Origin of the sequence: Marinobacter sp. OP 3.4 (assembly GCF_036224885.1) — a bacterium.
GTDB lineage: Bacteria > Pseudomonadota > Gammaproteobacteria > Pseudomonadales > Oleiphilaceae > Marinobacter.
In genome coordinates, this window is the sequence record NZ_JAVVLT010000104.1 from 90,473 (window position 1) to 102,819 (window position 12,347).

Below are 12,347 nucleotides of genomic sequence, written 5' to 3' on the forward strand. Positions count from 1 at the left end.
GCAAGAAAAAGCCCCGCCAGTGCGGGGCTTTGTCGTTGTTGTGCAGGGTGCAGATCACAGGCCCCGGCTCCCCGGGGCCTGATCAGCAGTGTTCCGTCCGGGACACTAGACCGCTTCGGCCGGCTCGTTCTCGTACTCGAACACCAGTTCCCCATCCTTGAGGTGAACATTCACCTCGCCACCGTTCTCGGACAGCGCGCCAAACAGGATCTGTTCCGCCAGCGGACGCTTGATCTTGTCCTGGATCAGGCGGGCCATGGGACGGGCGCCCATGGTGGGGTCGTACCCCTTCTCCGCCAGCCAGAGCTTGGCCTCATCGTCCACGTGCAGTACCACCTGCTTCTCGTCAAGCTGCGCCTGCAGTTCGGTGAGGAACTTGTCCACCACATGGGTGATGATCTCCGGCGCCAGCCCGCCGAACTGGATAATGGAATCCAGGCGGTTGCGGAATTCCGGCGTGAACATCTTGTTGATCACCTCCATGCCATCGGTGCTGTGGTCCTGCTCCTGGAAACCGATGGAGCGACGACTGATGTCCTCGGCACCGGCGTTGGTGGTCATCACCAGGATCACGTGGCGGAAGTCCGCCTTGCGACCGTTGTTGTCGGTCAGGGTACCGTGGTCCATCACCTGCAGCAGCAGGTTGAACACTTCCGGGTGCGCCTTCTCGATCTCGTCCAGCAGCAGCACACAGTGTGGGTGCTTGTTGACCGACTCGGTGAGCAAACCACCCTGGTCAAACCCGACATAGCCCGGAGGCGCGCCGATCAGCCGTGACACGGTGTGACGCTCCATGTACTCGGACATGTCGAAACGAACCAGCTCGATGCCCAGCACCTTGGCCAGTTGGCGGGTCACCTCGGTCTTGCCGACACCGGTGGGGCCGGCAAACAGGAACGCGCCCTCCGGCTTCTCCGGCGCCTTGAGACCGGCCCGGGCCAGCTTGATGGCATTGGACAGCGACTCGATGGCCGGGTCCTGGCCGAACACGGTCATCTTCAGGTCCCGCTCCAGGTTGCGCAGCAGGTCCTTGTCGCTACTGGACACACTCTTCGGCGGAATCCGGGCAATAGTGGCCACCACGTCCTCAATGGCGGACACACCGATCACCTTGCGGCGCTTGGCTTCAGGCAGCAGGCGCTGACGGGCACCGGCCTCATCGATCACATCGATGGCCTTGTCCGGCAGGTGACGATCGGAGATATACCGGTCCGCCAGCTCGGCGGCCACCCGCAGGGCCTTGTCCGTATACTTGAGATCGTGGTGCTTCTCGAAGTGCGGCTTGAGCCCCTTCAGGATCTGGTAGGTGTCATCCACGCTGGGCTCGTTGACGTCGATTTTCTGGAAACGACGGGCGAGCGCGCTGTCCTTCTCGAAGATACCCCGGAACTCGGAGAAGGTGGTGGACCCGATGCAGCGGATCTCACCGGAACTGAGCATCGGCTTGAGCAGGTTCGACGCGTCCATCACGCCACCGGACGCGGACCCGGCACCAATGATGGTGTGGATCTCGTCGATGAAAAGGATGGCCCGCTTCTCCTTCTTGAGCTCCGCCAGCAGCCCTTTCAGGCGTTTCTCGAAATCACCGCGGTATTTGGTGCCCGCCAGCAGCGCGCCCAGATCCAGGGAATAGACCACCGCATCGGCAATGATGTCCGGCACATGGCCGTCCACGATGCGACGGGCCAGGCCCTCAGCGATGGCGGTCTTGCCAACACCGGCCTCACCCACCAGCAGCGGGTTATTCTTGCGGCGACGGACCAGGATCTGGACCACCCGCTCCACTTCGTGCTCGCGGCCAATCAGCGGGTCAATACGCCCCTGACGGGCCTGCTCATTCAGGTTGGAGGCATAAGCTTCCAGGGGGCGATTGGAGGAACCTTCCTCGGCGCCCTCTTCCTGTGCGGCCGGATCCGGAGCTTCCGGCTCTTCGCCACCCTGGACACGGGAGATGCCGTGGGAAACGAAATTGACCACATCGATACGGGCGATATTCTGTTTCTTCAGCAGGTAAACCGCCTGGCTCTCCTGTTCACTGAAGATGGCAACCAGGACGTTGGCACCGGTGACCTCCTTCTTGCCAGAGGACTGTACATGGAAGACGGCCCGCTGCAGTACGCGCTGGAAGCCCAGGGTCGGCTGGGTTTCCCGCTCACTGTCACTGCCGGGAATCAGGGGCGTGGTGGAGTCCACGAATTCGGTCAGCTCATCCTGCAGCCGCTGCAGGTCAGCCCCGCAGGCTTTGAGGACGCCCACCGCTGAATCGTTGTCCAGCAATGCCAGCAGCAGGTGCTCAACCGTCATGAATTCATGACGCTTGTCCCGGGCATTCCGGAACGCGGCATTCAGCGTAATTTCTAGATCTTTGCTCAGCATGGGCCACCCCGCATAAGGTCAGTCAGTCCGCACGTTCAATCTCGCACAGCAGCGGATGCTCGCACTCGGAGGAATACTGGTTCACCTGCGCTGCTTTCGTTTCCGCGATGTCCCGGGTATACACCCCACATACGGCCTTTCCCTGCGTATGGACGAGCAGCATCACCTGCGTCGCCTTTTCTTCGTTCATGGCGAAGAACTTCATCAACACATCCACCACAAAATCCATGGGTGTGTAATCGTCGTTAAGAAGGACCACCCGGTATTGGGGCGGCCGCTTCAGGGCCGGTTTCTCCGGAGCCACGCTGACGCCGTCTTCGCGCCCTGGCTCGTCCTCACCGTCGTGATCCCCCTGATTCAATATTAGTAGAGAATTTCTGAGTGTCCGCATGATTCTCATACCGGATGTCGGTTTCTGTGACATAAGATGGATGTCCGGGGGCGGGTTTTCAAGATCCGAGCTATCCTGCCGCCCGTCTTCTTCGGACCACCTTTCTGGTATTCCAGGGAAGAAACAGAAGGTCAGCACTCGACAGTCACTCAGACAGCAAAAACGCCACCGGGTTCAATGGATCATGATACCCCGTCGGCACCCGGGGCAACCAGCCCGGAGTGCCCCTGTCACCAAAACAACACCTGTCTCCCGGGCAAGATTTTACATTGGGTGCCCAGCGGCAGGCCGGCAACGGTGACAGTACACCATTCACGAATGTCTTAGATCCCGTCCTTTTATTAATTTCGCTGCTATAACGTATTGCTCCATAAATACCAAAAACCTGTAGATTTCAGTGGACCATAGCTCCCCATAACAATGATGTAATGTGCGCAATCAGTGATTCCCGCAACTTTGGTGTTGACTCCCACCCACTAATGATCAAAAGTAAATCCTGCAATGTAAAATTGTGTAAAACGCCGTATCAAGCGGCCTGCGCAGGCCGTAGGTTACGACAGATAATGACTGGACAAGGGAGTTCATCATGCCTAGGGGCAAAGTAAAGTGGTTTAACAACGCCAAGGGTTATGGCTTCATTATCGAAGAGGGCTGCAGTGACGACCTGTTTGCACATTTCTCCTCGGTACAAATGGAAGGGTATAAAACCCTGAAAGCCGGCCAACTGGTCACCTTTGACAAGAAACCCAGCGACAAGGGTGTTCACGCGGTGAACATCGTTCCGGAACAGCAACCCGCCACGAAGGGGCAGGATCCCCGTTCCGCGCGGGAAAACGCCGACCAGGAACAGGGTCAGGCCAGCAACGTGGTACGTATGGTCAACGGCTGACTCAAGATCGCTACCACGATCATAAGCCATCCCCGGATGTTAACGGATGTCAGTCTGTTAACATGTCGGGATGGCTGCCCTTATCCTGCTCAACAAACCCTTCCGTACCCTGTGCCAGTTCAGTGATGAACGGGGGCGATCCACGCTGGCCGATTACGTGGACCTGCCGGACGTCTATCCCGCCGGTCGTCTGGACTACGACTCCGAGGGTCTGGTCCTGCTGACCAATGACGGCGGACTGCAACACCGAATTGCCTCCCCGAACCAGAAGATGCCCAAGACCTACCTGGTCCAGGTAGAAGGCGCGATCACCGATGCAGCCCTGGACCGGTTGCGCCAGGGTCTCGACCTGAAGGATGGCCCCACCCGACCCGCCGGCGCCCGTCGCATACCACCACCCGCACTCTGGCCCCGGAAGCCGCCGGTGCGTGAGCGGGCGACGATCCCCACCTCCTGGCTCGAACTCAGGCTGACCGAAGGCCGCAACCGGCAGGTACGCCGTATGACCGCCGCCATCGGCTTCCCGACCCTGCGGCTGGTGCGCTGGCAGATCGGGGAATGGAGCCTGGATGGCCTTGCCCCCGGGGAATACCGCCAGCTCACGGTCCATCTTCCCAAAGCTACGGGCAAAACAGCCGGCAAGGGCCCCGCCCGCTCCGGCCGCCGACGCCCACGACACCGCCACCAACACACCTGACCGGGAGTCGCCCATGACCTGGAAACCACACGCCACCGTCGCCGTTATCGTGGAAGATGAGCAGGGTCGCTTCCTGCTGGTGGAAGAACGCATCAACGGCGACCTGGTGTTCAACCAGCCCGCCGGCCACATTGAAGAAGGCGAAGCCGTGGCCGATGCGGCCCGCCGGGAAGCCCTTGAGGAAACCGGCTGGGAGGTGGAACCCGAAGCCTTCCTGGGTATGTACCGCTATATTGCCCCCGCCAACGGGGTGACCTACTTCCGTTTCTGCTTTAGCGCCTCCCCGGTCCGACAGGTAACCACGGAACTGGATACCGACATCGCGGCGGCCCACTGGCTGACCCTGGACGAAATCCGCCAACGGGGGGACCGCCTGCGCAGCCCCATGGTGCTCGACTGCATACTGGATTACCGAGAAGGCCGCCGCTTCCCCCTGGAGGTCATCGTGGAGCCGGAAGCATAGCGACCACAAACGGTGTTACAATCGCGCCCCTGACATTCACCGGCAACCAGAAACCGTTTACGCCATGAACCAGCTCACCACCAGTGCACCAGCAGATACCCGGGTTATCGTCGGCATGTCCGGCGGTGTGGATTCCTCCGTGGCCGCCTGGCTGCTGAAGGACCAGGGCTATCAGGTGGAAGGCCTGTTCATGAAGAACTGGGACGAGGACGACGGCACCGAATACTGCACGGCCATGACCGACCTCGCGGATGCCCAGGCGGTGGCGGATGCCATCGGTATTCCCCTGCATACGGCCAGCTTCGCCGACGAATACTGGGACCGGGTGTTCGAACACTTCCTGTCGGAATACAGCGCCGGTCGCACCCCCAACCCGGATATCCTGTGCAACAAGGAAGTGAAGTTCCGGGCGTTCCTGGACTACGCCGTTACCCTGGGGGCCGACTATATCGCCACCGGCCACTACACCCGCCAACGTCCCGATCCGGATCACCCTGGCCGGGCCCAGTTGCTCAAGGGGCTGGACAACAACAAGGACCAAAGCTATTTCCTGCACGCGGTGTCCGGCGAGCGGGTCGCCCGCACCCTGTTCCCCGTGGGCGAACTGGAAAAACCGGAAGTCCGGCGTATTGCCGAGGAGCAGGGCTTTGTCACCCACGACAAGAAGGACTCCACCGGCATCTGCTTCATCGGGGAACGCAAGTTCAGCGATTTCCTCAAGCAGTATCTGCCGGCCCAGCCCGGTGAGATCCAGACGCCGGACGGCCAGGTGATCGGTCGTCACCAGGGCCTGATGTACCACACCATCGGCCAGCGCCAGGGCCTGGGTATCGGCGGCCTGGCGGGGTTCAGTGACGATCCCTGGTATGTGGCCGAAAAGGATCTGGACCGCAACGTGCTGGTGGCCGTCCAGGGCAAGCACCATCCCCTGCTGCTGTCCCGGGGACTGCTCAGCGGGCCGGTGGACTGGGTGGCTGGAGAGCCTCCGGCACAACGCTTCCGCTGCAAGGCCAAGACCCGCTATCGCCAGCCGGACCAGGACTGCGAGGTGACCGTGACCGGCCGCGGCACCCGGGTAGTGTTCGATGACGCCCAGCGGGCAGTCACCCCCGGCCAGTCCGTGGTGTTCTATGAGGGCGAGGTCTGCCTGGGCGGCGCCGTTATCGAGACCACCTGGCGGGACGACCAGCAGGAACCATCGGTCCCGGCCACCGGCGCCAGGGCGGAGGCGTCTTGAGCAAGTCCCTCACCGACCAGACCCTGGCACTGGCAGGCGTTTTCCAGGCTGCCACCCTGGTCAGCCAGGTGGCTCACCAGGGCCGCTGTGCCGAGTCCACCCTGGAAACCTCCCTGCGGTCACTGTTTGTCACCAATCCGGACGACACCCTGGAGGTGTACGGCGGTGAGCTGATGAACCTCCGCGAGGGCCTGGATGCCCTGGCCAAGATCCTCAGCAACCAGACCCGCCAGCAGGACATGGATATCCTCCGCTACAGCCTGAACCTGATCCAGCTGGAATCGAGCCTCAACCGTAACCGCGACATGCTGTCCGCCATCGGCCAACGCATCGACAGCGCCCGTCATACCGCCAGCCATTTCGGGTATGTGCACAGCAACCTGATCAGCAACCTGGCCTCGGTCTATCAGGACACCATCAGCACCTTCCGCCTGCGCATCCAGGTAACCGGCGACCCCAACGTGCTCCAGCGGGAAGAGAACGCCGCCAAGGTACGTGCCCTGCTGCTGGCCGGCATCCGCTCCGCCGTGCTCTGGCGCCAGACCGGGGGACGTCGTTGGCAACTGATCTTCCGCCGCCGCAAGGTGGCTGCCATTGCCAGGGAACTGGCGGAGAAGGCCAACCAGTCGGTCTACCACTCTGGCTAGCCTGCCCACGCCATTGCGTCACACCAGACGCCCGCCCCGGCGCTGAATTGCCGCTCGCGCTGGTGTATCATGGATGTCAGATTTTTCACCCGCAGGCCTCGCACATTCCTGCGCCCTGCCCGATTCTGATGAGGTTACAATCTGATGGAACTGACCAGCCTGACCGCCATTTCTCCGGTGGACGGCCGCTACGGCAACAAAGTTTCGGTATTCCGGGAAATTTTCAGCGAGTACGGGCTGATCCGTAACCGGGTCAAGGTGGAGGTGCGCTGGCTGCAGCAGCTGGCGAACCATCCCGGGATTACCGAGGTGCCCGCCCTGAGCGCCGGCGCCCGGGACGCCCTGGACCGGGTGGTGGAGAACTTCAGCCTGGCGGATGCCGAGGCCATCAAGGCCATCGAGCGCACCACCAACCACGACGTCAAGGCGGTGGAATACTTCATCAAGGAACGGATCGCACCGGTGGAGGAGCTGCAGGCCATCACCGAGTTCGTCCACTTCGCCTGTACCTCCGAGGACATCAACAACCTCTCCCACGCCCTGATGCTGCGGGAAGGCCTGGACGACGGCCTGTTGCCAGCCATGGACCGGATTGTCCGCCGCCTGGAAGAACTGGCCCGGGAACACGCCAGGCAGCCCATGCTGTCCCGTACCCACGGCCAGACCGCCTCCCCGAGCACCGTGGGCAAGGAACTGGCCAACGTGGTCCACCGGCTGCGCCGCCAACTGAAGCAGATCCACGCGGTGGAACTGCTGGGCAAGATCAACGGCGCCGTGGGCAACTACAACGCCCACCTGTCTGCCTACCCTTCCGTGGACTGGGCCGCCAACGCCAAAGACTTCGTCGAGGGCCTGGGACTGTCCTGGAACCCCTACACCACCCAGATCGAACCCCACGACTACATCGCCGAGCTGTTCGATGCCATTGCCCGCTTCAACACCATCCTGATCGACCTGGACCGGGATATCTGGGGCTACATTTCCCTGGGCTACTTCAAGCAGAAGACCGTGGCCGGCGAGATTGGCTCCTCCACCATGCCCCACAAGGTCAACCCCATCGACTTCGAGAACTCCGAGGGCAACCTGGGCATCGCCAATGCCATCCTGGCGCACCTGGGTAGCAAACTGCCCATCTCCCGCTGGCAGCGGGACCTGACCGACTCCACCGTGCTGCGTAACCTGGGGGTTGGTTTCGCCCACAGCCTGATTGCCTATGAGGCCACCCTGAAAGGTCTCGGCAAACTGGAAGTAAACCCGGCGCGCCTGGACGCCGACCTGGACAATGCCTGGGAGGTGCTGGCGGAACCGATCCAGACGGTGATGCGCCGCTACAACATCGAAAAGCCCTACGAGAAGCTCAAGGAGCTGACCCGGGGCAAGGACATGAGCCCGGAGCTGATCCACGAGTTCGTGCAGAACCTGGACATCCCCCAGGCCGCGAAGGATGAACTCATGGCGCTGACGCCGGCCAACTATACCGGCAATGCAGCCGAACAGGCGGAAAACATCGGATCATGACAGTACCTGACCGACTCCCCGGCGGCCTGTCCGCCGACACCTTCCTGCGGGACTACTGGCAGAAGAAGCCACTGGTGATCCGCCAGGCCTTTCCCGGCCTCCAGAGCCCAGTCAGTGCCGATGAACTGGCCGGCCTGGCCTGCGAGCAGGCGGTGGAGTCACGACTGGTTGTGGAGGAGGAGAACGGCCACCCCTGGCAACTCCACAACGGCCCGTTCAGTACCGACCGCTTCACCTCCCCGCCACCGGGGAACTGGACCCTGCTGGTGCAGGGGCTGGACCACTGGGTGCCGGAGGTCGCCGAGATCCTGGACCACTTCCGTTTCGTGCCCAACTGGCGTCTGGACGACATCATGGCCAGCTACGCGCCTCCGGGGGGCAGTGTCGGCCCCCATTTCGACCAGTACGATGTGTTCCTGCTGCAGGCGGAAGGTCATCGGCGCTGGCGGTTCGGCGGCGCCTGCAGCGAACAGTCTCCCCGGGTGGAGGGCACCCCACTCCGCATCCTGAAGGACTGGCAGGCGGATGAGGAAGTCCTGCTGGCACCCGGCGACATGCTCTACCTGCCCCCGGGCATCGGCCACCACGGCGTGGCGGAAGATGACTGCATCACCCTCTCGGTGGGGTTCCGGGCGCCAACCGTGGACGACCTGCTGACCAGTTTTACCGATTTCCTGTGCACGGAAACCGATGTCTCCGCCCATCTCTCTGACGGCGATACCCGTCTGCCGGATAACCCGGGGGCCATCGGCGACCAGGCACTGGACAGGCTGGAGGCGGAAATCCGCTCACGGGTGTCCGACCGACGCAACCTGGCGCTGTGGTTCGGCCAGTTCAGCACGGCCCCGAAGAACAGCGACATCGTGATTCCCGCGGAACCGCCGGCCACCACCGACGACCTGCTGGAAGCCCTGGCGGATGGCGGTGTACTACGCTGGAATGAGGGTTCCCGTTTCGCCTACACGGAGCTTGACGACCAGACCGCCCTGTTCGTGGACGGGGAACGCTACCTGCTCAGCGGTGATGCGCGCCCCCTGGCGCCGCTGCTGTGCGCCTCCAGTCGACCGGACACGGCACAGGTCGCCCGCTTATGTCAGGACCCGGCCCTGGCGGAACTGCTGACCGTACTCTACAACCAGGGAAGCCTCTATTTCGAATGACTGTGAGATTCCGCAAGTACAGCTGGCAACTGGCGCCCCGGGATGTCAGGGATATCCGCCAGACGGTCTTCATTGACGAACAGGGGGTGCCGCCGGAACTGGAGTGGGACGACACCGACGAGATCGCCGACCATTTCCTCGCCGTGCTGCCGGACAACACCCCGGTGGCCACGGCACGGATGTTCTACACCCTCGATGACACCGCCCATATCGGGCGCATGGCGGTACTGCCCCGGCACCGGGGCACCGGCCTCGGCGAGAAAGTGCTGCGTCACCTGATGGCGGAGGCCGCCGGCCAGGTGCCAAACCTGTACCTGTCGGCCCAGGAGCACGCCGTCCCCTTCTACCAGCGCAGCGGCTTCCATGTCTGCACGGAACCCTACGACGACGCAGGCATCCCCCACTACGGCATGCGCTGCCTGGCACCAACGCTGGTGACCCCGGGATTTAACCATGACAGCCCGCGGCACAAGCCCATGATCCTTGGCGAGGATGAACAAAGCTGGCTGATTGACGCCGACCACCAGGTTCCCGACCTGATGGACAGCCTGGTGGGTCAGGCCCGGCAACGGCTGTGGCTCTATGACCGCCTGCTGGACCACGACCTCTACGACCGACAGCGCCTGCGGGACCTGCTGTCGTGGCTGGCCCGGCATCACCGCAACAGCGAAGTCCGTCTGCTGGTCCACGACGACGGGCCGCTGGTGAAACGTCGTCACCGGCTGGTGGACCTGCTGCGGCGCCTGCCCAGCGCCATCGACCTGCGCCTGGTCAATACCGACTATCCGCCGGTGGAACAGCCGTTCCTGCTGGTGGACCGGGAAGGCGTGCTGGTCCGGCACCGGTTCGACCGCCCGGAGGGCTTCGCCAGTTTCGCGGACAGCGGCCGGGCCCGGCTGCTGGCGGAGGACTTCCAGCGCATGTGGGACATCGCCCGCCCGTCACTGGAACTGCGGGAACTACCGCTCTGACCGGTGAGGCCCGTCCGGCTCCACCGCCTCGAACTGGCGCCCGAACTCGGCAAACTCCTCGTCCACCTCTTCCGCCACGGCGGCCACCAGTCGCCGCAGCCACTGGTGGTCGGCGTTGTGCTGCAACAGCGGACTCCACGCCATCTTCAGCTCGAAGGGCGGAATGTCAAAGGGGGGCGGCTTGATCACCAGGCTGGTGTTGTCCTTCTGCAGCCACGCCGCCCGGCTGGGCAGGGTGGCAATCAGGTCGTGCTGCTCCGCCAACAGCATCGCCACCTGGTAGTGGCGGGTGAACACAGCGATATGCCGCTTGCGCCCCATCAGGCCCAGGGCCTCGTCGACCCACCCCAGACGCTGTACGTCCTTGGGATTGACACCGACACCGACACCAAACCCGGTCTTGCTGACCCAGATATGACTGGCCGCCAGGTAACTGTCGAGTGTGAACGGATCCTGCAGGATCGGGTTACGCACGTTCATCAGGCAGGCGAAGTATTCCGTCCACAGGGTTTTCTGGTGGAAGGACTGGGGAATCTTGTCGAAGCGGTTGATGGCCATATCCAGGCGCCCCTGCTCCACGTCCTGGAAACTCACGTCACTGGGCGTGAGCACGTCGAGGATGACATTGGGGGCTTCCTGGCGAATCCGCCGCAACACCCGGGGCATCAGGCAGGACTCGGCATAGTCACTGGCCATGATGCGGAACACCCGCTGGCTCTCGTTGGCGGAGAACGACGCCTTCTCCTGCACCGCCTGCTCGATATCCGACAGGATGCCCCGCACCAGCGGTTGCAGCTCGGTGGCCCGCTCGGTGGCGGTCATGCCCTCGCTGGTGCGCACCAGCAGCGGGTCGTCAAACAGGTCGCGGAGCCGCCGCAGGCCATTGCTCATGGCTGGCTGGGTGATGCCCAGGTGGTTGGCTGCCTTGGTGACATTCTTCTCCCGCAGCAACACATCCAGGTACACCAGCAGGTTCAGGTCAACGCGGGAAATATCCATTGCGGGCAACACCTCCGGAGCACGACAAACACCTTATTCTATCACCTGTAACAAGTTGGAACGGAATCGATTAGACTTTTCTGTCAGTCTGCCAGATACTTGCGTTAGCTCCGGCGCTATAGGAACAGGTCCTGTGCCGCCACCATGGGCACTGGCGGATCTGTTTCATGGCTGCCTTCCCCAAATCAGAAAGATAATCAGGGAGCCCCCCGGGATACATGAATACCATCACCATTGTTCTGCTGTTGCTGGCGGTTGTCGTTGTCTCGATCGTGATTGTGGTGATCAGCCAGATGCGCGAACGGGCCCGGATTGAACAGGCCCGCCGTATCACCTCACTGGAAGATGCCTACAACCGCGCTTACCGGATCTATGACGAACTGCCGGGCCAGTACCTGACCCGGGACATCAAGCTGCTGCTGCTGCGACGGATGGAGGAAACCTGCAAGGGCCTCCAGCAGGAACGGGCCGACCTCCCCGTGAAAGACTGGCTGGCCAGGGTGCAGGAAAACAAACAGAAAGTGATGGACGGCACCGACGAGCATCCGAAGGTCATCATTGATTCCCCCGACAAGTCGAACTACATCAAGGAACTGCTGCAAAGCCTGTTCAAGCTGATCGAATCCCTTCACAAGTCCGGCAAGATCAACGCGGCCACGGCCAAGGCCAACCTGCGCCACGTGCTGTTCACCATTCACAAGACCCACGCCGACCTGTTCGTTTTCCAGGCGCGGGACCATGTCAGGCATAATGACCTGCGCAAGGCAATCCACGCCTACCACCTGGCGGCGTCGGAAATGGCCAAGTCCAAGGGCAATGACATGGCCGCCAAGGCGGTGGCAGCCTTCAAGGAACGCATCCATGAACTGGAACAGGAGCTGAACAGTGGCGAAAGCACCCGTTCCGCGGAACAGCAGAACCGGTTGGACAAGGAATGGGATACCTTCCTCCACGATGATGACTGGAAGAAGAAAGCCGACTACGACGACTGACAACCCA

At 62.3% G+C, this 12,347-nt stretch carries 12 protein-coding genes; 9 read left to right on the top strand and 3 right to left on the bottom strand.

Annotated features, from left to right (window positions below; genetic code table 11):
* Positions 1 to 105: 105 nt before the first annotated feature.
* Both clpA and clpS read right to left on the bottom strand, forming a co-directional pair.
* Positions 106 to 2,376, bottom strand: a complete 2,271-nt coding sequence (gene clpA, locus RO069_RS17520) for an ATP-dependent Clp protease ATP-binding subunit ClpA (protein ID WP_328189355.1) — start codon at positions 2,374 to 2,376, stop codon at positions 106 to 108.
* A gap of 22 nt (positions 2,377 to 2,398) precedes the next feature.
* Entirely contained in the window at positions 2,399 to 2,767 is a 369-nt protein-coding gene (gene clpS / locus RO069_RS17525) for an ATP-dependent Clp protease adapter ClpS (protein WP_328189356.1), read from the bottom strand.
* 586 nt (positions 2,768 to 3,353) lie between these two features.
* Here clpS and RO069_RS17530 point away from each other — a divergent pair.
* From RO069_RS17530 to RO069_RS17565, 8 genes are all read left to right on the top strand, one after another.
* Entirely contained in the window at positions 3,354 to 3,656 is a 303-nt protein-coding gene (locus tag RO069_RS17530; RefSeq protein ID WP_328189357.1) for a cold shock domain-containing protein, read from the top strand.
* Positions 3,657 to 3,726: 70 nt separating this feature from the next.
* Positions 3,727 to 4,353, top strand: a complete 627-nt coding sequence (locus tag RO069_RS17535; RefSeq protein ID WP_328189358.1) for a pseudouridine synthase — start codon at positions 3,727 to 3,729, stop codon at positions 4,351 to 4,353.
* A 13-nt stretch (positions 4,354 to 4,366) separates the two neighbouring features.
* Entirely contained in the window at positions 4,367 to 4,816 is a 450-nt protein-coding gene (locus tag RO069_RS17540; protein WP_328189359.1) for an NUDIX hydrolase, read from the top strand.
* Between the two features lie 64 nt (positions 4,817 to 4,880).
* A complete protein-coding gene (gene mnmA, locus RO069_RS17545) occupies positions 4,881 to 6,053 on the top strand; it encodes a tRNA 2-thiouridine(34) synthase MnmA (protein WP_328189360.1) in 1,173 nt (390 codons plus the stop codon).
* Positions 6,050 to 6,700 (top strand): high frequency lysogenization protein HflD, encoded by a 651-nt coding sequence (hflD, locus tag RO069_RS17550; RefSeq protein ID WP_328189361.1) that lies wholly within the window; start codon positions 6,050 to 6,052, stop codon positions 6,698 to 6,700. The genes mnmA and hflD overlap by 4 nt, the downstream gene beginning before the upstream one ends.
* A gap of 144 nt (positions 6,701 to 6,844) precedes the next feature.
* Complete coding sequence (purB, locus tag RO069_RS17555; protein ID WP_328189362.1) at positions 6,845 to 8,218, top strand: adenylosuccinate lyase; 1,374 nt, start codon at positions 6,845 to 6,847, stop codon at positions 8,216 to 8,218.
* Entirely contained in the window at positions 8,215 to 9,378 is a 1,164-nt protein-coding gene (locus tag RO069_RS17560) for a ribosomal protein uL16 3-hydroxylase (protein ID WP_328189363.1), read from the top strand. Before purB ends, RO069_RS17560 begins: the two co-directional genes overlap by 4 nt.
* Positions 9,375 to 10,349 (top strand): GNAT family N-acetyltransferase, encoded by a 975-nt coding sequence (locus RO069_RS17565; RefSeq protein ID WP_328189364.1) that lies wholly within the window; start codon positions 9,375 to 9,377, stop codon positions 10,347 to 10,349. The genes RO069_RS17560 and RO069_RS17565 overlap by 4 nt, the downstream gene beginning before the upstream one ends.
* On the opposite strand, the gene RO069_RS17570 is transcribed toward RO069_RS17565, so the two are convergent.
* On the bottom strand, positions 10,338 to 11,348 hold the full coding sequence (locus tag RO069_RS17570; RefSeq protein WP_328189365.1) for a LysR family transcriptional regulator: 1,011 nt from the start codon (positions 11,346 to 11,348) through the stop codon (positions 10,338 to 10,340). The genes RO069_RS17565 and RO069_RS17570 overlap by 12 nt on opposite strands.
* Positions 11,349 to 11,566: 218 nt before the next feature.
* Here RO069_RS17570 and RO069_RS17575 point away from each other — a divergent pair, with 218 nt between their 5' ends.
* Positions 11,567 to 12,340 carry a hypothetical protein gene (locus tag RO069_RS17575; RefSeq protein WP_328189366.1) on the top strand — a complete coding sequence of 258 codons (774 nt, stop codon included), beginning with the start codon at positions 11,567 to 11,569 and terminating at the stop codon, positions 12,338 to 12,340.
* Positions 12,341 to 12,347: the final 7 nt, after the last annotated feature.